Source organism: Salipiger bermudensis, assembly GCF_020171625.1.
GTDB classification, from domain to species: Bacteria; Pseudomonadota; Alphaproteobacteria; order Rhodobacterales; family Rhodobacteraceae; genus Salipiger; species Salipiger bermudensis_B.
Window position 1 is genome coordinate 104,953 of sequence record NZ_JAIUZY010000008.1, and the last position, 19,475, is coordinate 124,427.

19 protein-coding genes are annotated in these 19,475 nt (G+C 67.8%); 10 read left to right on the plus strand and 9 right to left on the minus strand.

What is annotated here, in order from left to right; all coding sequences use genetic code 11:
* The first annotated feature begins 27 nt into the window (after nt 1-27).
* Entirely contained in the window at nt 28-768 is a 741-nt protein-coding gene (locus LCM15_RS15195) for an SDR family oxidoreductase (RefSeq protein ID WP_224857875.1), read from the plus strand.
* Nucleotides 769-1,311: 543 nt separating this feature from the next.
* Nucleotides 1,312-2,313 carry a P1 family peptidase gene (locus LCM15_RS15200; RefSeq protein ID WP_224857877.1) on the plus strand — a complete coding sequence of 334 codons (1,002 nt, stop codon included), beginning with the start codon at nt 1,312-1,314 and terminating at the stop codon, nt 2,311-2,313.
* Here the strand turns inward: LCM15_RS15200 and LCM15_RS15205 are convergent.
* Entirely contained in the window at nt 2,310-3,101 is a 792-nt protein-coding gene (locus tag LCM15_RS15205; RefSeq protein ID WP_224857879.1) for an SseB family protein, read from the minus strand. The genes LCM15_RS15200 and LCM15_RS15205 overlap by 4 nt on opposite strands.
* On the minus strand, nt 3,098-3,694 hold the full coding sequence (locus LCM15_RS15210) for a uracil-DNA glycosylase family protein (RefSeq protein ID WP_224857881.1): 597 nt from the start codon (nt 3,692-3,694) through the stop codon (nt 3,098-3,100). The genes LCM15_RS15205 and LCM15_RS15210 overlap by 4 nt, the downstream gene beginning before the upstream one ends.
* 105 nt (nt 3,695-3,799) lie before the next feature.
* Here LCM15_RS15210 and LCM15_RS15215 point away from each other — a divergent pair, with 105 nt between their 5' ends.
* From LCM15_RS15215 to LCM15_RS15230, 4 genes are all read left to right on the plus strand, one after another.
* Nucleotides 3,800-4,150 carry an ArsR/SmtB family transcription factor gene (locus tag LCM15_RS15215; RefSeq protein ID WP_224857883.1) on the plus strand — a complete coding sequence of 117 codons (351 nt, stop codon included), beginning with the start codon at nt 3,800-3,802 and terminating at the stop codon, nt 4,148-4,150.
* The gene (locus LCM15_RS15220; RefSeq protein ID WP_224857885.1) at nt 4,143-5,165 is read left to right on the plus strand and encodes a permease; all 1,023 of its coding nucleotides are present in this window, start codon (nt 4,143-4,145) and stop codon (nt 5,163-5,165) included. The genes LCM15_RS15215 and LCM15_RS15220 overlap by 8 nt, the downstream gene beginning before the upstream one ends.
* A gap of 189 nt (nt 5,166-5,354) precedes the next feature.
* On the plus strand, nt 5,355-6,014 hold the full coding sequence (locus tag LCM15_RS15225) for an ABC transporter ATP-binding protein (protein WP_007793709.1): 660 nt from the start codon (nt 5,355-5,357) through the stop codon (nt 6,012-6,014).
* Nucleotides 5,992-7,743, plus strand: coding sequence for a capsule biosynthesis protein (locus LCM15_RS15230; protein ID WP_224857887.1), 1,752 nt, complete (start codon nt 5,992-5,994; stop codon nt 7,741-7,743). Before LCM15_RS15225 ends, LCM15_RS15230 begins: the two co-directional genes overlap by 23 nt.
* 79 nt (nt 7,744-7,822) lie before the next feature.
* Here the strand turns inward: LCM15_RS15230 and LCM15_RS15235 are convergent, their stop codons facing one another.
* The 6 genes from LCM15_RS15235 to LCM15_RS15260 all read right to left on the minus strand — a co-directional run bounded on the left by LCM15_RS15235 (nt 7,823) and on the right by LCM15_RS15260 (nt 15,288).
* On the minus strand, nt 7,823-8,389 hold the full coding sequence (locus LCM15_RS15235; protein ID WP_224857889.1) for an NADPH-dependent FMN reductase: 567 nt from the start codon (nt 8,387-8,389) through the stop codon (nt 7,823-7,825).
* 171 nt (nt 8,390-8,560) lie between these two features.
* Entirely contained in the window at nt 8,561-9,487 is a 927-nt protein-coding gene (locus LCM15_RS15240) for an electron transfer flavoprotein subunit alpha/FixB family protein (RefSeq protein ID WP_224857891.1), read from the minus strand.
* Entirely contained in the window at nt 9,487-10,245 is a 759-nt protein-coding gene (locus tag LCM15_RS15245) for an electron transfer flavoprotein subunit beta/FixA family protein (RefSeq protein WP_224857893.1), read from the minus strand. The genes LCM15_RS15240 and LCM15_RS15245 overlap by 1 nt, the downstream gene beginning before the upstream one ends.
* 172 nt (nt 10,246-10,417) lie before the next feature.
* Complete coding sequence (locus LCM15_RS15250) at nt 10,418-11,566, minus strand: M48 family metallopeptidase (RefSeq protein WP_224857895.1); 1,149 nt, start codon at nt 11,564-11,566, stop codon at nt 10,418-10,420.
* A 5-nt stretch (nt 11,567-11,571) separates the two neighbouring features.
* Entirely contained in the window at nt 11,572-12,777 is a 1,206-nt protein-coding gene (locus LCM15_RS15255; protein ID WP_224857897.1) for a DUF898 domain-containing protein, read from the minus strand.
* Nucleotides 12,778-12,864: 87 nt separating this feature from the next.
* The gene (locus LCM15_RS15260) at nt 12,865-15,288 is read right to left on the minus strand and encodes a DNA topoisomerase IV subunit A (RefSeq protein ID WP_224857899.1); all 2,424 of its coding nucleotides are present in this window, start codon (nt 15,286-15,288) and stop codon (nt 12,865-12,867) included.
* Nucleotides 15,289-15,471: 183 nt separating this feature from the next.
* On the opposite strand from LCM15_RS15260, the gene LCM15_RS15265 reads away from it, so the two are divergent.
* Genes LCM15_RS15265 through LCM15_RS15280 form a run of 4 tightly spaced genes read left to right on the plus strand, consistent with a single transcriptional unit; the run spans nt 15,472 to nt 17,860 of the window.
* Complete coding sequence (locus tag LCM15_RS15265; protein WP_224857901.1) at nt 15,472-16,128, plus strand: SH3 domain-containing protein; 657 nt, start codon at nt 15,472-15,474, stop codon at nt 16,126-16,128.
* Between the two features lie 59 nt (nt 16,129-16,187).
* Entirely contained in the window at nt 16,188-17,021 is an 834-nt protein-coding gene (locus LCM15_RS15270; RefSeq protein ID WP_224857903.1) for an SDR family NAD(P)-dependent oxidoreductase, read from the plus strand.
* A 60-nt stretch (nt 17,022-17,081) separates the two neighbouring features.
* Complete coding sequence (locus LCM15_RS15275; RefSeq protein WP_224857905.1) at nt 17,082-17,285, plus strand: twin transmembrane helix small protein; 204 nt, start codon at nt 17,082-17,084, stop codon at nt 17,283-17,285.
* Between the two features lie 2 nt (nt 17,286-17,287).
* Nucleotides 17,288-17,860 carry a cob(I)yrinic acid a,c-diamide adenosyltransferase gene (locus tag LCM15_RS15280; protein ID WP_224857907.1) on the plus strand — a complete coding sequence of 191 codons (573 nt, stop codon included), beginning with the start codon at nt 17,288-17,290 and terminating at the stop codon, nt 17,858-17,860.
* 306 nt (nt 17,861-18,166) lie between these two features.
* Here LCM15_RS15280 and LCM15_RS15285 read toward each other — a convergent pair whose 3' ends face one another.
* Complete coding sequence (locus LCM15_RS15285) at nt 18,167-19,444, minus strand: acetylornithine deacetylase/succinyl-diaminopimelate desuccinylase family protein (protein ID WP_224857909.1); 1,278 nt, start codon at nt 19,442-19,444, stop codon at nt 18,167-18,169.
* Nucleotides 19,445-19,475: the final 31 nt, after the last annotated feature.

The following is a 19,475-nucleotide window of genomic DNA, read 5'->3' on the forward strand; positions in this document are numbered from 1 at the left end:
GCGCGATTTTCAGGGAGGAGACAGGACATGAGACTTGAAGGCAAACGCGCCATCGTGACGGGCGCCGGATCGGGCTTTGGCGAGGGCATCGCCACGCGCTTCGCGGCCGAGGGCGCGCAGGTGATGGTGGCCGATATCAACGCAGAAGGCGCCGAGCGCGTGGCGGCGGCCTGCGGTGGCATCGCGCAGCGCGTCGACGTCGCGGATGGCGACAGCGTGGAGGAGATGGTCGCCCGCGCAATGGCCGAGATGGGTCGGGTCGACATCCTCGTGAACAACGCCGGCATCACTCACCTGCCGGCGCCGATGGAGGAGGTCTCGGAGGCGGATTTCGACCGCGTCTTCGCGGTGAACTGCAAGTCGGTCTACCTCACGGCGCGGGCGCTGGTGGGGCACATGAAGGAGCTGGGCGCGGGCGCGATCCTGAACGTGGCCTCGACCGCGGGCGTCTCGCCGCGACCACGGCTCAACTGGTACAACGCCTCGAAGGGCTGGATGAACACCGCCACCAAGGCGATGGCGATCGAGCTGGCGCCGGCGGGGGTGCGGGTCAACGCGCTGAACCCGGTGGCGGGCGACACGCCGCTGCTGGCGCGCTTCATGGGCGAGGATACGCCCGAGATGCGGGCCAAGTTCCTCTCCACCATTCCCATCGGGCGGTTCTCGACGCCGGAGGATCTGGCCAATGCGGCGCTGTTCCTGTGTTCGGACGAGGCGTCGATGGTCACCGGGGTCTGCATGGAAGTGGATGGCGGGCGCTGCATCTAGGAATGCGGTCGCGGGTGTCATAGCGGTGCGCGAGCGGAGAGGGGGCTGGGGGCGCTGCCCCCGTCCGCACTTCGCGCGTCCTCCCCCGGAGTATTTTTGACGAAGAGAAGGGCTGGGTTGGGCTGGTCTTGGTCGTATGGACCTGAGGCCGGGCCCTGTGTGATGCGCCGGGCCGGGTGGGGGCGCTGCCCCCGTTTGCACTTCGCGCGTCCTCCCCCGGAGTATTTTTGACGAAGAGAAGGGCGGGGGTGGGCTGGCTGGTCGTCCGGACCTGAGGTCGGGCGCTCTGTGACACGCCGGGGTTTTGGGGCACTGCGCGCGTCCTCCCCAAGTGGTTTTTGACGAAGAGATGGGTAGGGGCTGGCTGGTCTCGGGAGTCCGGTCTGATGTCGGCCCTTTTGTGATGCGCAGGGCGCTTGGGGGCGCTGCCCCCGGCCGCGCTGCGCGCGTCCTTCCCCGAGGTATTTTTGAACCAGAGAAGGGTGGGGGATTGCGCCTGGAGTGGCGGTTGGCGAGGGTGGCGGAGAGCAAGGGAGGGGCGCGATGCGGCCGGGCGAGAGAAACCTGATCACCGATGTCGAGGGGCTGCGGGTCGGCCATGCCGAGGATGCGGCCCTGAAATCGGGTGTCAGCGTGGTCACCGCGGAGGCGCCCTTCGTGGCCTCGGTGGCGGTGATGGGCGGGGCGCCCGGCACGCGCGAGACCGATCTGCTGGCGCCGGACAAGTCGGCGCCGGGGGTGGATGCGCTGGTGCTGTCCGGGGGCAGCGCCTTCGGGCTGGCGGCGGCGCAGGGCGTGATGGATATGCTGCACGAGGCCGGGCGCGGGTTCGAGGTGCTCTCGGCGCGGGTGCCGCTGGTGCCGGCGGCGATCCTCTTCGATCTGCTTAATGGCGGCGACAAGGACTGGGGCGTGAACCCGTACCCGGCGCTCGGGCGCACCGCGCTGGCGGCGGCCGGTCCGCGCTTTGCGCTTGGCAGCGTCGGGGCGGGCTGCGGGGCGCAGACCGCTATGCACAAGGGCGGGCTGGGCTCTGCGAGCCTCGTGCTCGAGGATGGCGTCACGGTAGGGGCACTTGTCGCGGTGAACCCGCTGGGCAGCGTCACCACGCCCTCGGGGCGGCATTTCTGGGCCGCGCCGCACGAGATCGACGGCGAGTTCGGCGCGCTGGGCGTCGACCCGACCAGCGGCGCGGCGCTGCCGCAGAGCCGCAAGAGCGCGGCGATGGCGGCGCAGGGCAACACCACCATCGCGGTGGTGGCGACCGATGCGGCCCTCGACAAGGCACAGTGTCACCGCGTCGCGGTGGCGGCGCATGACGGCATCGCCCGGGCCATCGTACCCGCGCACACGCCGATGGACGGCGATCTCGTGTTCTCGGCCGCCACGGGGCGTCGCGCGCTGGAGGCGCCGGCGCTGCAACTGGCGCAGATCGGCCACGCCGCCAGCGTCTGCCTCGCCCGGGCCATCGCCCGCGCGGTCTGGGAGGCGACGCCCGCGCCGGGAGACACGCTGCCGACGCTGCGCGGCGAGCTGGGGCTCTAGCGCAGGATCGGCGGGCTGTCCGGGTCGGAGCCGGGCGCGGCGCGCTCGGCGCGCTGCGGTTCGTGCAGCTCGGGCAGGTCGAAGCGCAGGCCGACCCGGGCCAGCAGCGCCGCCAGCGGCTCGTCATCGCGCACGAAGCTCACATCCAGAGACCCGGCCTCGATGCCGGAGAACACCAGCGCCTCGTTCACCGCACGGGCCAGAGCGTCCTCGGCGCCGGGGGTGGCCCCGCCGAAGGCCAGAAGATGGCTGCGGCTGCCATCGGCGTAGTGCACGCCCGCAAGCCAAGCGCAGCGCGCCAGCCCGGCGGCGGTGGCAAGCTTGGTGTCGAGCGCGGTGATCAGAACCTCGGGCAGGCCGCCCGGCGCGGTGACCTCCTCGATCCCGGCCTCGGCCTCCTGCGGGCCGTGGCCCAGCGTCTCCGAGAGCCAGTCCACCGCCTGTGGCGGCAGCAGGATCGAGGACGGCGCGACCTCGAGATTGACCGCCAGACCGATGCCCTGACCGGCCAGCATCGCGGCCACGTTGCGCCCCGAGAGCGCGGCGTAGGGCACCGGCTGGCCGACGAACTGCGACAGCCGCTCCTCGCGGTCGAAGACCAGCACGAAGCTGGCATCGGCGAGCTCGAACAGCTCGGGCTCGATCTGGTCGCCCTCGGCTTCCTTGGTCAGCAGGAGGAACAGCTCGCTGTCGGCGAGCCGTTCGTAGAAGCGCAGGCGCGCGGCATCATCCAGCGGCGCGGCCTCCATCGCCGCGTGGGCGGCGTCGAGCGGGGTCGTTTCGGTCATTCCATCACCTCGCGGACACGGGCGCGCAGAACGGGCAGCAGCTCGTCCTCGAACCACGGGTTGCGTTTCAACCATGCCGTATTGCGCCAGGACGGGTGCGGCAAGGGGATAGCGTCGGGAAGATGGTCGCGCCAGTTGCGCACCGTCTCGGTCACGCCGGTCTTCACGCCCAGATGGTAGCGGTGGGCGTAGCCGCCGATATAGAGCCGCAGACGGACCTCGCCGAGCGCCGCGAACAGGCGGTCATGCCAGGTGTGGCGGCAGATCGGCGGCGGCGGCAGGTCGCCCCCCTGCGCGTCGTAGCCCGGAAAGCAGAACGCCATCGGCATGATGGCCACGCGCGAGCGGTCCCAGAAGGTGGCCTCGTCCAGCCCGAGCCACGCCCGCAGCCGGACGCCGGAGGGGTCGTCGAAGGGGCGGGCGGCGTTGTGGGCGCGCATTCCGGGTGCCTGGCTGGCGATCAGAAGACGGGCGCCGGGGGCGAACCAGACCACCGGGCGCGGCGAATGCCGGGTGGCGGTGGCGGCGAACCGTTCGGCGCAGAGTCGGCAGCGCGACAACTCGTCGGCGAGGGCGGGGAGGGACTCGGTCATGCCCCTGAGCTAGGGCGCGGAGGGTCGGGAGGCCAGCCCCGCCATATTTCTAAAATTCTCGAAATAAAACTTGCCCGACTCAGTAATTTCGATAACTCTAGAAATATGAAAACAGATACCTCATCGCTCCGCACCGAAGAGATGGCGCTCGAAGTCGCTGCCTCGAAATTCGCCGCCCTCGGGTCCGAGCAGCGGCTCAACGTGCTGAAGGTGCTGGTGCGCTCCGGGCCTGCGGGGCTCAGCATCGGGGAGCTTGGCCAGCGGGCCGGGGTCACCGGCTCCACGCTGACGCATCACCTGCGCATCCTGACCCAGGCCGGGCTGGTGCAACAGGCCCGCGAGGGGCGCAGCATCATCTGCGCCGCCGCCGCCTATGGCGAGGTCCGGGCGCTGTCGGATTTCCTTCTCACCCAATGCTGCGCCGATTGCGGCGACACGGAGCACCATCATGGCTGACACCACCACCCCCACACGCCGCCTGCCAAAGATCGACAAGGCGTGGGCCGCGAGCGCCATGGTCCTTGCGGGCGTCGCGCTGGCAGAGCCGGCGCAGCTCTGGCCAACCGCGACCTTCGCGGGTGAGGCGCTTCTGGGCACCGCGCCGTTCATCCTCTTCGCGGTGCTGGCGGTGGCCTATGTGAAGGCCGCCGGGGCCGAGACGCTGCTGTCGCGCGCCTTCGAGGGGCGCGAGACCCGGATGATCGTGCTGGCGGCGCTGCTGGGCGGGCTCTCGCCCTTCTGCTCCTGCCAGGTGATCCCGTTCATCGCGGCGCTGCTGGCGGTGGGGGCACCGCTGAGTGCCGTGATGGCGTTCTGGCTGGCCTCGCCGCTGATGGACCCGGCGATGTTCCTGATCACCTCGGGCACGCTGGGCTGGGATTTTGCCATCGGCAAGACGCTGGCGGCGGTGGGCATCGGCCTTCTGGGCGGTGTCGGAACGATGGTGCTCAAGAACAGCCCGGTCTTTGCCGATCCGCTGCGCGAGAAGCCGCAGGTCGGCGGCTGCTGCGGCGTCAAGAAGCCGTTCCAGGGCAAGCCGGTCTGGCGCTTCTGGAACGAGGCCGGGCGCCGCGAGACCTTCCGCACCGAGGCCGCGACGAACCTTGTCTTCCTGCTCAAGTGGTTGCTGCTGGCCTACCTGCTCGAGGCGGTGATGCTGCGCCATATCCCCGCCGAGATGATCGCGACCCTGCTCGGCGGGTCGGGGATCGGGCCGGTGCTGCTCGGAGCCTTCGTCGGGGCGCCGGCCTATCTCAACGGCTATGCCGCGGTGCCGCTGGTCGACGCGCTGCTGACACAGGGCATGGCACCGGGGGCGGCGATGAGCTTCGTGGTTGCCGGCGGAGTGAGCTGCATTCCCGCCGCGGTCGCGGTCTGGGCACTGGTCAAGCCGCGGGTCTTCGTGGCCTACCTGGGCTACGCCATTCTGGGGGCGATGATCGCCGGGCTGCTCTGGGGCGCCTACGCCTGAGGCGGAGTCACGCGCGCGCCTTCATGGCATGGGTGAGGGCGCCTGAACTGAGGACAATCCACGCGCTATCTCGGCGGTGGATTGTTCTTTGTTTCCCATTCGGGACATACTATCACCTGATTTTGCACCTAGGGCATGATTAATGCGCCAACGGTGCAAAGAGTGGCGCCGGTGAGCCGAGGCACGGTGATGTTAGAGTTTGATATGGTCAGTAAGTCCTTTTGGACCGGCGTGCAGCGCAAGGTGATCCTTGACCGCGTGTCGTTCCGGGTGGAGCTCGGCCAGTCTCTCGGCATCCTCGCTCCCAACGGCACCGGCAAGACCACCCTCATCCGCATGATGGCCGGTCTCGAGAAACCCGATGAGGGCGAGATCCGGCAGAACTGCCGGGTGTCGTTTCCGCTGGGCTTCATGGGCGGGGTGGTGTCGAAGATCTCGGCGCGCGAGAACGCCCGCTTCATCGCGCGCATGTATGGCATTGATCCCGATTACGTCGAGAGCTTCTGCCGCTGGCTCTGCGGGCTGGGCGAGTATTTCGACCAGCCGATCGGCACCTATTCCAGCGGGATGCGGTCGCGGTTCACCTTTTCGCTGATGCTGGCGCTCGACTTCGACATCTACCTGATCGACGAGGGGATGCCGAACTCCACAGATGTCGAATTCAATCGCAAGGCGGGCGATATCCTGGCCGAGCGGCTGCGCACCACGACGATCATCATCGTCTCGCACCAGCCGCAGATCCTCGAGAAGTTCGCGCGCAAAGCGGCCGTGCTGATGGACGGCAAACTGCATATGTTTGAAACCTTGGAAGAAGCGAAGCAGCTCTATGACTACGAAACCCAAGGCTAGAAAATTCCGCGTCCGCCGTAGTACCGCCGTCTCTCCCGCAGGCGGAGAGGCCCGCGGCCCGAAGGACGTCGCTCAGCCGCCCCGGAGCGCGGCGGAGCCGGCCAGCGCGTTGTCGCAGCGCACGCGGGCTGCATCGGTGCCGCCCTCGTCGGAGGCGCCGCGTCCGCAATTCTCGCCCTCGCAGGAGGCGCCCACGTCCCGCGCGGACGAGGCCCGCGCGCCAGCTCAGGGCGCAGGCGATGCCGATATCGACGCGATCCGCCGCGAGGAGCTGACCGGGCGCCAGTTGCGCATGGCCCGGCGGGTGGCGCAGAAGCACGGGCTCGCCCCGACCTCGGATTTGGACGCGGTGCGCCTACTCCGCGCCCGCGGCATCGATCCGTTCCAGCGCGCCAACATGCTCGAACTGGTGGTGCCGGAGGCCGGCGGCGCTGGTGGGGCAGGGGCACTTCCGCCCGCCGGCACGGCCCCGGCTCAGCCGCCCGCGCCGCGCCCGGATGGCAAGGTGCAACTGCCGCAGACCGTTCCCGCCGGCGGCAACCGGATCCAGCTGCCCTCGACCGAAACCGCGAGCCCGGCCGAGCGTCGCGCCGCCGAGATCTTTAAGATCCAGCGCGAGCTTGCCGCGCGGCGTCGCAAGCGGTTGATGCTGCTGCTGACCCGGCTGGCCTTTTTCGTCATGCTGCCGACGCTGATCGCGGGGTATTACTTCTACGTCGTCGCCACGCCGATGTACGCCACGAAGTCGGAGTTCCTCATCCTCAAGGCCGAGAACGGGGGCTCTTCGATGGGCAGCCTGTTCTCGGGCACCCAGTTCGCCACCAATCAGGACGCCATCGCGGTGCAGAGCTACCTGCTCTCGAAGGATGCCATGCTGCGGCTCGACGGGGACGAGGGCTTCAAGGCGCATTACGAGCAGGACTGGATCGACCCGATCCAGCGGCTCGACCCCGGCGCCTCGAACGAGGAAGCCTACAAGCTCTACAAGCGCAATATCGAGATCGGCTACGACCCGACCGAAGGCGTTCTGAAGATGGAGATCATGGCCGCAGATCCCGAAACCGCCGCCCGGTTCAGCCGCGCGCTGATCGGATACGCCGAGGAGCGGGTCGACAACCTGTCGCTGCGCAAGCGGTCGAACGCGGTGACCGATGCCGAAGCGGGCCTTGCCGAGGCCGAGCAGGCCCGTGCCGCGGCGCAGGAGAAGCTCGTGCGGATGCAGCAGGAGGGCGCGGTGATCGACCCGCAGGGGCGCATCGCAGCCCTGCGCAGCCAGATCAACAATATCGAGATCCAGTTGCAGGAAAAGGAGCTCGCGCTGCAGGCCCAGCTCGACAACGCTCGGCCCAACTCGGCCCGCGTGCAGGGCGCCGAGGGCGAGGTGCGCCGGCTTGAGAACCTGCTGGCCGACCTCAACACGCAGATGACCACCGCCACCACGGGAGAGAACTCGCTGGCCGAGATCGCGGTGCAGGTGCAGCTTGCCGAGGCCGATCTGGCGACCCGCGACCTGATGCTGCAATCGGCGCTGGAGCGCCTCGAACAGGCGCGCCGCGATGCCGACAGCCAAGCGCGCTATCTGACCACCTCGGTGGTGCCGGTGGCGTCCGAGGATCCGAGCTACCCGCGCAGCTTCGAGAACACCATCCTCGCCTTTCTGATCTTCTCGGGCATCTACCTGATGATCTCGCTCACCGCCTCGATCCTTCGCGAGCAGGTCTCGAGCTGAGCATCCGGTGAGATGTGGTAAAGCGAAACGGGCGCCGGATCTCTCCGGCGCGCGTTCTTTGTCGTGATGTCTGTTAGGCTCAGCCGCGGGTCGGCTTGAGTGCCTCGGCCCAGACGTGAAGCTCGTCGAGGAGGCCGGCGGCGCCCTTCTGCACTTCTTCGTTCGGGCTCAGGGTCTGCTCTTCGGTGATGTCGCCGAAGACCATCGGGATCGGCACCACCTGCTTGAGCGGCATGACGTTCATGTTGGCCAGCAGCGCGCGCAGTTCCTGTGCACCGCGCATGCCGCCCGAGATGCCGCCGTAGGAGACGACGCCGGCGGGCTTGCGTGCCCATTCCAGCACCAGCGCTTGGATGCCGTTCACGATCGCGGCGGGCGGGAAGTAGTTGTATTCCGGGGTCACGAAGATGAACGCGTCGGCATCGGCGATGGCGGCGCTCCATTTCTTGGTGTGCTCGTGCTGGTAGTCCTGCATCGCCGGGTGGTTCGGCTCATCGAGCAGCGGCAGGTCGAACGAGTCGAGGTCGACGATCTCGACATCGAACTTGCCCTGGGCCTTCGCCTGCTCGGCGGTCCAGTTGCTGACGATCGGACCGATGCGGCCCGGGCGCGTGCTTGAGGTGACGATCTTGAGCTTCAGTGCCATGGTGTCAGTCCTTTCCAGCATGGGATTTGGCTGGATAGCTAACATGTTGCTGCGTCGCGGCAACGGCCGCGATCGCACACTGCCCCTGCGTCTTTGCACGGGCCCGAGTGCCTTGAAACGAGAAAGGCCCGCCGTTTCCGGCGGGCCTGATGCTGTGGTCCGGGGTGCGGCTCAGACCTTGTCGGTCAACTCGGGCACCGCTTCGAACAGGTCGGCGACGAGGCTGTAATCGGCGACCTGGAAGATCGGTGCCTCTTCGTCCTTGTTGATCGCGACGATGATCTTGCTGTCCTTCATCCCTGCGAGGTGCTGGATCGCGCCCGAGATGCCGCAGGCGATGTAGAGATCCGGTGCCACGACCTTGCCGGTCTGGCCCACCTGCCAGTCGTTCGGGGCAAAGCCCGAGTCGACCGCGGCGCGCGAGGCCCCGACGGCGGCGCCGAGCTTGTCTGCGAGCTTCTCGATGATCGCGAAATCCTCTTCCGAGCCCACGCCACGACCGCCGGAGACGACGATCTTGGCCGAGGTCAGCTCGGGACGATCGCTCTCGGCCATCTTGTCCGCGACCCATTCCGACAGCGCCGGGTCTTCGGCCGCGGCGATGTCCTCGACCGAGGCCGAGCCGCCGGTGCCGGCGGCGTCGAAGGTCGACGTGCGGAAGGTGATGACCTTCTTCTCGTCCTTCGATTTGACCGTCTGCACGGCGTTGCCGGCATAGACCGGGCGCTCGAACGTGTCGCCATCGACGACTGCGGTGACATCGGTCAGCACCATCACGTCCAGCAGCGCCGCAACGCGGGGCAGGATGTTCTTGGCGTCGGTGGTCGCCGGGGCCACGATGTGGCTGTAATCGCCCGCGAGTGACACGATCAGCGCCGCGGTGGGCTCTGCCAGGCGGTGGCCGTAGAGGGCATCCTCGGCCACCAGAACCTTGGACACACCCTCGATGGTGGCGGCCTCTGCGGCGGCATCCTTGGCGGTGGCGCCCACGGCCAGCACGGTCACGTCGCCCAGCGGCGCGGCGGCTGCCACGGTCTTGGCGGTGGCGTCCATGGCCAGCGTGCCGTCATTGATTTCTGCAATAAGAAGAACAGCCATCAGATCGCACCCTTTTCCTTGAGTTTCTCGACCAGCTCGTCGACCGAGCCGACCATGACGCCCGCAGCGCGTTCGGCCGGTTCGTCGGTCTTGACGATCTCGAGCCGCGGCGACACGTCGACGCCGTAATCGGCGGGGGTCTTCTCTTCGAGCGGCTTCTTCTTTGCCTTCATGATGTTGGGCAGCGAAGCGTAGCGCGGCTCGTTGAGACGCAGGTCGGTGGTGACGATGGCGGGCAGCTTGACCTTGATGGTCTGCAGGCCGCCGTCGACCTCGCGCGCCACGGTGGCGGCGTCGCCGTCCACCTCGAGGGAGTTGGCGTTGGTCGCCTGTGCGTAGCCGGTCAGCGCCGCCAGCATCTGGCCGGTGGCGTTGAGGTCGTTGTCGATGGCCTGCTTGCCGCAGATCACCAGACCCGGCTCTTCTTCCTTGACGATGGCGGCCAGCAGCTTGGCCACGGCCAGCGGCTCGATATCCTCGTGCACATCGTCGGCGGCGGTCACCAGGATGGCGCGGTCGGCCCCCATGGCGAGACCGGTGCGCAGGGTCTCCTGCGCCTGCTTGACGCCGACGGAGACAACGATCACTTCCTCGGCCTTGCCGGCCTCCTTGAGGCGGATCGCCTCTTCCACGGCGATCTCGTCGAACGGGTTCATCGACATCTTCACGTTGGCCAGATCGACGCCGCTTCCGTCCGCTTTGACACGAACCTTCACGTTGTAGTCGATCACACGCTTCACAGGCACAAGCACCTTCATCGGCGGTATCTCCCTTGAGTGTGTCGCGTCAGGCGCGACTTGGAAACTGTCTCACAGGGTGTGATAGCGAAGAGGACGCGATGGAAACAGGTCTAAAACGACATGTTGGCCCTAACAGACGCCGCGTTTTTCGCCGAAACCGGGTGGCTAGGGCTTTGAAAACAGCTCCGTGTCAGTCGCTGTCCCGTGTGTTGGCGCGAATGTCGCAAATGTCCTGCAGCGCGCGCCAGTCCTGCGGGCTCAGGGCGGGGCGGTGAGGTGAGTCGCCGGTCGAGGCCGCGCCGGCGGCCGCGATGCGGTCGCTGAGTCGCGGGTGGGAGGCGAAATGCGCCCCCGGGCCGTCGTCATCGCCGAATTTCTGCCGAAACCGCTCGAACATGTCGCCAAGCGCCGAGGGGGGCAGCCCCGCGCTGCGCAGCATGTCGAAGGCGAAGGCATCGGCCTTGGCCTCGGCGTTCCGGCTGTAGCTCGCGCTGATCATGCGCTCGCCCAGAAAGACCATCGCCGCGCCGCCGCTGAAATCGCCGAAGAGGAGTCCCAAAAGTCCGACCGAGCCCGCGGTGCGCAGGGCGTTGCGGGTCGGGTCGCGATGCACCACGTGGCCGATCTCGTGGGCCAGCACGGCGGCCACCATATCGGGCCCGTCGGCGCCCTCGAGCAGGCCGCGCATCACCACGATCTGGCCGCCGGGCATCGCGAAGGCGTTCATCATCTCGTGGTCGATGACGCTCACCTCGAGCGGGTAGCCGATCTCCTGTCCCTCGGTCAGCCGCGCGACCATCCGGTCGAGCGCCGCCAAGCCATCGGGGCCGGAACAGTCGAGCTCCCCGGCCTCGGTGGCACCGAAGACGCGCTCGATCTGGGCCTTCACGTCACGCCCGAAGGCAATCTCCTTCTCCATCGGGATCAGCCGCGACAGGGTCCCCGCGAGCGCCGGCAGGATGACGAAGATCATCAGCAGGACTGCCGCCAGCGCCCCGCCGGCCCGCAGCCCGATGCGCCGCCACGTGCCGGCGCGCAGATCGCGGCGGGCGAGGCGGGGCCGGGTGCGGCGCAGCCACGCGGCCATCTCGGGATCCTCGATCACCAGCCGGGCGGGGTCGCGCAGCGATTCGTCCCCGGTCTCGAGATGGCGGGTCAGGATCAGCTGGCCCTCATCGGCGTGGTCGTGCAGCTCGCGCAGGTCCTGCAGCGGCCAGACCAGCGGCGCCGCGTGGCCTGCGCCGGTGATGACCAGCGCCTGCCGTTCGCGGGACAGCACCACCTGAACCGGGTGTCGCGTCGCCGACTGGCCGTCGTAGAGATGCGCCGCGCCCTGCATGGCGCTCAGATCGCCCCGCCGATGTCGAGCGCGTCGGCAAAGCCCTCGGCGTCAGCACCGGTATCGGCAGCGCGCTGACGGATCTCGGCCAGCGCCGGGAGGTTGGTGACGCCGAGCGTGGTCACGTAGTGCTTCAGAATGGGCTGGGTGATCAGCGCCAGTGCACCGGCACGCGCCGCGATCAGCGTCAGGAGGTAGCCGGCAACCGTAATCAGCACCGGCGGGATCATCGCGGGCTGCAGGCCGCCACCGGTGGGGTCGATGTCGCGCCCGAAGAGCAGGAAGGCCGCGATGCCACCGAGGACCCCGGTGACGACGGAGAGGCCGAGACCCAGCAGAAGGGCGCCCAGCAGGTAGGTGCCGATCACCGTGCGGGTGCGGGGGGACGCCTCGAAGGCGACGGTGCCGCCCAGAACCTTGTGGCGCGACAGGTAGGCGAAGCTCTGCACCTGGTACGAGATCACCCCGATCACGAGCCACACCGCGCCCACCGGCAGCAGCAGCACCGCCAGCATCGGCGTGTCCAGCACGAGGCTGAGCGCGCCGCAGGCGAAAAGCGCCAGCCCGTTCAAGATATGCCACATACAGCCGTAGAGCGCCGTCCAGCGACCCTGCTGCACGAAGCGCGCGGTGCCGAACCAGCTTCGGTCGGTCATGTATTTCTCGAGCCGGAAGGTCATCAGCGGCGTCAGCAGCCCGAGCGAGAGCAGGGTGAGCGCCCAGTATCCCATCGCCCTGAACGCATAGCCCCAAGCGGCCTTCTCCATGCCGAAGCGGATGCCACGCCAGCGGGTGCGGGCCATCTTGTAGCGCCGTGCGCGATAGATCGCGAAGAAGATGAACGGCAGCACCGCCACCGCCGACAGCGAGAAACCGGCCATCTGCAAGAGTGCCTGCCCGGGGGTCTGCGGCTCGGCAAGGATCGTCAGGCCGAACCAGAACAGCAGGATCTGGATCAGGCCGAGATAGACCGCGAGGAACACCACCGCGAGCAGGAAGCCGAGGAACATCTCGAGACCGGTGCCGGTATACTCGAACCGCGAGCCCTCGAGCCGGGCAGAAGACCAGATGTAGCGGCGGATCCGCGTCTTGCCCCAGAACCGGTAGATCCCGAGGGTGAGCAGGGTCAGACACCCGGTGCGCAGCGCCAGCCAGAACAGTGCCTTGCCGTCACCGGTATATTCGCCTTGGCCAAAATTGCCGTCATTCATGCTAAAATCTTTCTGTCTTCGTAATGTGCAGGCACGCTGCACGCGCTGCCCCCGCGCAGAAATCGGCGGGGGCAGGGCGGTCTTCGATCAGGTGAAGGTGTTGTCGCGGGGGAAGCCGCGCGGCGCCATCCGGCCCGAGCCGGCGCGCTTGCCGATCCACTCGTCGAGCGCGGCCTCGGTGCGGGTGCGGCCGGCCGGATCCTTCCAGCTCAGGCCGAGAGCCAGCGTGAAGGTGGTGGCATCCGAGAGCCCGCCATCCTTGTACTTCTGCAGCCGAACGCCCTTGCCGCGGCCCATTTCGGGCAGCTCGTCGAGCATGAAGACCAGCACCTTGCGGTTCTCGCCGACCACGGCCACCGCATCGCCGGTGACCGGCTTGCAGACCTGCGTCTTGACGCCGTCCTTGACGTTGAGCACCTGCTTGCCGCTGCGGGTCTGCGCCACCACGTCGTTTTCGGGCACGATGAAGCCGTCGCCGGCCGAGGAGGCCACCAGCAGCTTGCGTCCGGGGGTGTGCACGAAGAGGTCGTGGATCTCGGCCTCGTTGGGCAGGTCGACCATGAGGCGCACCGGCTCGCCCATGCCGCGCCCGCCGGGCAGGTTGGCCGCCGACAGGGTGTAGAAGCGCCCGTTCGATCCCACGACCAGAAGTTTGTCGGTGGTCTCGGCGTGGAAGATGAAGCGCGGGCCGTCGCCATCCTTGAACTTCAGTTCGCGGTTGAGGTCGATATGGCCGGTCATGGCGCGGATCCAGCCCATCTGGCTGCACACCACGGTGATCGGCTCGCGCTCGATCATCGCCTCGAGCGGCACCTCCTCGACCTCCCCGGCCTCGGCAAAGGTGGTCAGGCGGGCGCCGCGGTCGAGATCCTTGGCGAAGGCCTTTTTGACCTCACGAAGCTGCTCGGAGACGCGCTTCCACTGCAGGTCTTCGCTGGCGAGCAGGTCCTCGAGACCGGCGCGCTCTTCCATCAGCTTGTCGCGCTCGTTGACCAGCTCGAGCTCCTCGAGCCGGCGCAGGCTGCGCAGGCGCATGTTGAGGATGGCCTCGGCCTGAACGTCCGAGAGGCCCTCGGACCGGCCGCCAAAGCGCTGCGGGATCTGCGTCGGCGTGCCTTCGGCGGCAAGTACGCCACGAGCCTCGGCCTCGGGATCGGCGCGCAGTTCGAGCGCCTTCACGTCGATGCCCGCGAGCGGCGAGCGGTAGTCGCGCTCGTCGGTGGCGCGGGCGATCGTCGCCTGATGCGGCTTCGACCAGTCCTCGTACATCAGCGCCGCCTTGGGATCGTCGTCGTAGCGGATGATGTCGATCACGCGGTCGAGGTTGAGGAAGGCGATGATCAGGCCTTCGAGCACCTCGAGCCGGTTGTCGATCTTGGCCATGCGGTGCCGGGCACGCCGGCACAGCACGTCGCGGCGGAAGTCGAGGAAGGCGCGCAGGACTTCCTTGAGCGAGCAGACCTTGGGCGTCACGCCGTCGATCAGCACATTCATGTTGAGCGAGAAGCGGGTCTCGAGGTCGCTGTTCTTGAACAGCATGTTCATCAGCAGGTCCGGGTCGACGTTCTTCGACTTCGGCTCCAGCACCATGCGAATGTCCTCAGCGCTCTCGTCGCGGATATCGGCGAGGATCGGCACCTTCTTGGTCTGGATCAGCTCGGCGAGCCGCTCGACCAGCTTGGACTTCTGCACCTGGTAGGGGATCTCGGTGACCACCGCCTGCCACTGGCCGCGGCCAAGGTCCTCGACCTCCCACTTGGCGCGCAGGCGGATCGAGCCACGCCCGGTGCGATAGGCCTGTGCGATGTTGTCACGCGGCTCGACGATCACCCCGCCGGTGGGGAAATCGGGGCCGGGCACGTATTGCAGCAGCGTGTCGTCGCCGGCGCCGGGCGCCTTGATGAGATGCAGACAGGCGTCGATCAGCTCGCCGATATTGTGCGGCGGGATGTTGGTCGCCATGCCCACCGCGATGCCGCTCGAGCCATTGGCGAGCAGGTTCGGGTAGGACGCCGGGAGCACCGACGGCTCTTCGAGGCGACCATCGTAGTTGGGGCGGAAATCGACCGAGTTCTCGTCGAGCCCGTCGAGCAGCGCCTCGGCCATGATCGTCATGCGCGCCTCGGTGTAGCGCGAGGCCGCCGGGTTGTCGCCGTCGATATTGCCGAAGTTGCCCTGACCGTCGACCAGCGGGTAGCGGATGGTGAAATCCTGCGCGAGTCGCGCCATGGCGTCGTAGATCGCCGCGTCGCCATGCGGGTGGAAGTCCCCCATGGTGTCGCCCGAGATTTTCGCGGACTTCAGGAAGCCCCCGTTGGAACTCAAACGCAGTCTGCGCATTGCATATAGGATACGACGATGAACGGGCTTGAGCCCGTCCCGGGCATCCGGGAGGGCGCGGTTCATAATCGTCGACAGCGCATAGGTCAGGTAGCGGTCGCCGATGGCGCGGCGCAGAGGCTCGGCCACGTCACGGGGGTTCATATTGGGGTCATCGACGATGTCATTCATAGATGCTGAAATATCTGCCGAGCGCGGGGCGGTAAAGCCGTCCGCGACCGCGCGGCGAAAATTTTCCGGCTCTGGCGCTCGTACGCGTCGGAAATCTGCTATGATGGTGCCATCCGCACCGGCGTCGCGTGCCACATTTATTGACTCTTTTTATGATCAGTTTTGCAAGGGGGGCCGTTCGTCATGATCCGGTTCGTTCTCATCGTCTCGACCTTCGGATTTCTCTCGCTGGCGTGGTACCAGATGTCCGGCGGCGCGGATTTCGAACCCGGCACGCAGACCGCAGGCCTGCCTTCGCTGAGCTTTCCGGACGATAGTGGCGCCACATCTGCCGACGCGGCCGCTCCGCAGGTGGCGCGGGCCGATCTCAGCGGTGCCGATCTGACCTCCGTTGCAAAGGTGGCCGGCGCATCCACGGGGTCTGCGGACTCCGATGTCATCGCGCCGAAACTCGACGTGACGCTCGCGGCCGCCGCTGGGAAGCCGAAGGCCGCCGTGGCGCCTGAGAAGGCCGTTGAAGTGGCTGCGCTCGATACCCGCACCGATGCGGTGGTCGCGACTTCGTCTTCGAACGCCGTCGTCCAGCGGGTCGTGTTCGGCGGCGCGGCTCAGGAACAGCCCGAGGCTGCGGATGCGGCGATGGATCTGCGTCTGGTGACCGGCAATGTCGTCAATGTTCGCAACGGTCCCGGCACCGGCTACTCGGTGGTCAACCAGCTTCGCCGTGGCGAAGAGGTCAAGGTGTTGACCGATCCGGGTGACGGCTGGGTGAAGCTGCAGGCGCTCGAGACCAAGCGGATTGGATGGATGTCCGCCCGTTTCCTCGACGCCGCCGACTGAGCGACGCTTGATCTGCCGCAGGGCTTGGCTTACCCGGCCCGCAGCAGGAAAGGGCGCGCATGACCGGCAAGACGATCCTCATCACCGGATGTTCCTCGGGCATCGGCTACGACGCCGCCCACGGCTTGCGCGCCCGCGGCTGGAGGGTTTTCGCCTCCTGCCGTCAGGAACATGACTGCGACAGGCTCCGCGACGAGGGGTTCGAGAGCCCGCAGCTCGATTACGGTGACGAGGCGAGCATCCATCGCGCCCTCGGCGAGGTGCTCGAGGCGACCGGCGGCGCGCTCGATGCGCTCTACAACAATGGCGCCCATGCGGTGCCCGGCGCGCTTGAGGATCTTCCGACCGGCGCGCTGCGCGAGATCTTCGAGGCCAACGTCTTTGGCTGGCACACGCTGACTCGCGCGGTGATCCCGGTCATGCGCGCGCAGGGCCACGGCCGCATCATCAACTGCTCCTCGGTCCTGGGGCTGGTGCCGATGCCGTGGCGCGGGGCCTATGTCTCGACCAAGTTCGCGCTTGAGGGGATGACGGATGTGCTGCGGATCGAGATGCGCGACACGCCGATCAAGGTGATCCTCATCGAACCCGGCCCGATCACCTCCCGCATTCGGGCGAACTCCGTGCCGCATTTCGAAACCTGGATCGACTGGCGCGCCTCGCCCCGGTCGAAGCAATACGAGGCCTCTCTGCTCAAGCGGCTCTATGCCGCGCCCTCGAAGGACCGGTTCGAACTGCCGCCCTCTGCGGTGACGGAGAAGCTTGCCCACGCGCTTGAGCACCCCCGGCCGAAGCCGCGCTATTACGTGACTTTCCCGACCCATCTGATGGGACGCCTGCGGCGTCTCCTGCCGACCCGTGCGCTCGATGCGCTGATCGACCGCGCCCGATAACCGGTTCGCTTTTTCCGCCCGACCGGCTATGTCTCGCACAAAGCCGCGGAGGAGCTGCCAATGAAAGACGATCCCCTGTTCATCGTGATGGCCATCGCCATGCTTGTGGTGGTCGGTATCCTGTTGTTCGGCATCGGCACCTTCGCCCGGGGCGGCGAGTTCAACAAGAAATACGCGAACAAGGCGATGCGCTGGCGCATCATCGCGCAGTTCCTCGCGGTGGTGCTGATCATCCTGTTCGTGCTGATCCGCGGAGGAAGCTGAGCATGGTCGTTCTGAGCAAGATCTACACCCGCACCGGCGACAAGGGCGACACCGCGCTGGTCGACGGCACCCGCGTGCCCAAGTTCAACGCCCGGGTCGAGGCCTATGGCACCGCGGACGAGCTGAACGCGGTGCTGGGGGTGACGCGGCTGCACGCCGATGCCGATCTCGACGCGGCTCTGTCGCGGATCCAGAACGACCTGTTCGATCTCGGCGCCGATCTGGGCCGGCCCGACGTGGCCAAGGACGCCGAGGCCGGTTACCCGGTGCTGCGCATGGTGGCGCGGCAGGTGGACCGGCTCGAGGAAGAAATCGACGCGATGAACGCCCGGCTCGAGCCCTTGCGCAGCTTCGTTCTGCCGGGTGGGTCGGCGGTCTCCGCGCATCTGCACCAGTGCCGCACCGTGGCCCGCCGCGCCGAACGCCGCGCGGTGGAGCTGGCCTCGGTCGAGGAGGTGAACGAGCACGCGGTGAAATACCTCAACCGCCTCAGCGACTGGTTCTTCGTCGCCTCGCGTATCGCCAATGACGACGGCAAGGCAGATGTCTTGTGGGTTCCGGGAGCGAACCGCTGACAAGCGGCGGGGCGTCCAGTGGACGGCCCGGCTCCCGGAAGCGCCGGCAGGCGCCGGCCCGGAGGGCGGGCGCGAACCGCTGACAAGCGGCGGGGCGTCCAGTGGACGGCCCGGCTCCCGGAAGCGCCGGCAGGCGCCGGCCCGGAGGGCGGGAGCGAACCGCTGACAAGCGGCGGGGCGTCCAGTGGACGGCCCGGCTCCCGGAAGCGCCGGCAGGCGCCGGCCCGGAGGGCGGGAGCGAACCGCTGACAAGCGGCGGGGCGTCCAGTGGACGGCCCGGCTGAGGCGGCAGACGGTTGAACAGGGCTATTTCGGCAACAACAACCGCTCGAGGCTCCGCCCCATCACCCGCGCGCTGTCGAGCATGTCGGTGACGCCGATCCATTCGTCGGGCTTGTGCGCCAGTTCCAGCACCCCGGGGCCATAGGCGATGCAGTTCCTCAGCTTGCCGATCCGGTCGATGTGCTTCTGGTCGTAGCTGCCGGGCGAGGCGACGTAGGTCGCCTCGGTGCCCAGTTCCTCGCGGATCGCCTCGGTCACCGTTGTCACCACCGGTGCGTCGCGGTCGGTCATCGAGGGGATGACGCGGTTGAGCTCGCGCAGTTCGTAGTCGAAGTTCTCGCGCCGCGCCTTAAGGTCCTCGAGCAGCGCCACCACCTCGTCGCGCACCCCGTCGGCGGTCTCCTCGATGAGGAAACGCCGGTCGATCACGATACGGCAGCTGTCCGGAACGCAATGGGCCGGCAGCCCGTCGAACTCCGGCGGATTTTCGGGCTGGCCGCCGTGGATCGCGTTGATGTTCATCGTCGACTGCCGGGCGCCTTCGGGCACCACCGGCATCTCGGTGTGCCGCGCCGCCATCGCCGGGAACAGCCGTTCCTCGAAGGCGGCCAGCACCGCACCCATGTGGCGCACCGCGCAGTCGCCGAGGAAGGGCATGGAGCCGTGGGCGATCTCGCCCTTGGTCTCGATCTCGGCCCACCAGCCGCCGCGGTGGCCGAGGCAGATGCGGTCCTTGTTGAGCGGCTCGGGAATGATCACGTGCTGCACCCGCTCGGGTGCGAACCAGCCTTTTTCCGCTAGGTAGGCCACGCCGCCATAGCCGCCGGATTCCTCGTCCGCCGTGGCGCTGATCTCGATGGCGCCGGCATAGTCGGGATGGGCCTCGATGAAAGCCTCGGCGGCGATCACCGAGGCAGCAAGGCCGCCCTTCATGTCACACGCGCCGCGCCCGAAGATGCGGTCGCCGTCGAGCTCCGCGCCGAACGGGTCGCGGGTCCAGCCGTGGCCGACCTCGACCACGTCGTGATGCGAGTTGAAATGCACGCAGTCGCCGGGGCGGGTGCCCTCGTGGCGGGCGACGAGGTTCCAGCGCGGGAAGCGCGCGCTGTCGCCGGGCGCGCCCTCGGCTCGGACCAGCTCGCAGGCTAAGCCGCGGGCGGCGAGCCGGGTCTTCAGGGCATCGCAAATCGCGCGGTAGTTCTCGCCGGGCGGGTTCAGGGTCGGGATGCGGATCAGCGCCTGCGTCAGCGCGATCAGCTCGTCGCGCTTGGCCTCGATCCGCCGGGAAAGGCTGTCACTCATGGCGCCACTGTTCCCGGGATTGGCGCCCGGC

Coding starts and splice junctions, on each gene's coding strand:
- LCM15_RS15260 (WP_224857899.1), bottom strand. CDS start 15,288: ATGAATGACATCGTCGATGACCCCAATATGAACCCCCGTGACGTGGCC.
- LCM15_RS15230 (WP_224857887.1), top strand. CDS start 5,992: ATGACTACGAAACCCAAGGCTAGAAAATTCCGCGTCCGCCGTAGTACC.
- LCM15_RS15210 (WP_224857881.1), bottom strand. CDS start 3,694: ATGACCGAGTCCCTCCCCGCCCTCGCCGACGAGTTGTCGCGCTGCCGA.
- LCM15_RS15200 (WP_224857877.1), top strand. CDS start 1,312: ATGCGGCCGGGCGAGAGAAACCTGATCACCGATGTCGAGGGGCTGCGG.
- LCM15_RS15215 (WP_224857883.1), top strand. CDS start 3,800: ATGAAAACAGATACCTCATCGCTCCGCACCGAAGAGATGGCGCTCGAA.
- LCM15_RS15285 (WP_224857909.1), bottom strand. CDS start 19,444: ATGAGTGACAGCCTTTCCCGGCGGATCGAGGCCAAGCGCGACGAGCTG.
- LCM15_RS15255 (WP_224857897.1), bottom strand. CDS start 12,777: ATGAATGACGGCAATTTTGGCCAAGGCGAATATACCGGTGACGGCAAG.
- LCM15_RS15245 (WP_224857893.1), bottom strand. CDS start 10,245: ATGAAGGTGCTTGTGCCTGTGAAGCGTGTGATCGACTACAACGTGAAG.
- LCM15_RS15270 (WP_224857903.1), top strand. CDS start 16,188: ATGACCGGCAAGACGATCCTCATCACCGGATGTTCCTCGGGCATCGGC.
- LCM15_RS15195 (WP_224857875.1), top strand. CDS start 28: ATGAGACTTGAAGGCAAACGCGCCATCGTGACGGGCGCCGGATCGGGC.
- LCM15_RS15220 (WP_224857885.1), top strand. CDS start 4,143: ATGGCTGACACCACCACCCCCACACGCCGCCTGCCAAAGATCGACAAG.
- LCM15_RS15275 (WP_224857905.1), top strand. CDS start 17,082: ATGAAAGACGATCCCCTGTTCATCGTGATGGCCATCGCCATGCTTGTG.
- LCM15_RS15205 (WP_224857879.1), bottom strand. CDS start 3,101: ATGACCGAAACGACCCCGCTCGACGCCGCCCACGCGGCGATGGAGGCC.
- LCM15_RS15225 (WP_007793709.1), top strand. CDS start 5,355: ATGTTAGAGTTTGATATGGTCAGTAAGTCCTTTTGGACCGGCGTGCAG.
- LCM15_RS15280 (WP_224857907.1), top strand. CDS start 17,288: ATGGTCGTTCTGAGCAAGATCTACACCCGCACCGGCGACAAGGGCGAC.
- LCM15_RS15250 (WP_224857895.1), bottom strand. CDS start 11,566: ATGCAGGGCGCGGCGCATCTCTACGACGGCCAGTCGGCGACGCGACAC.
- LCM15_RS15235 (WP_224857889.1), bottom strand. CDS start 8,389: ATGGCACTGAAGCTCAAGATCGTCACCTCAAGCACGCGCCCGGGCCGC.
- LCM15_RS15265 (WP_224857901.1), top strand. CDS start 15,472: ATGATCCGGTTCGTTCTCATCGTCTCGACCTTCGGATTTCTCTCGCTG.
- LCM15_RS15240 (WP_224857891.1), bottom strand. CDS start 9,487: ATGGCTGTTCTTCTTATTGCAGAAATCAATGACGGCACGCTGGCCATG.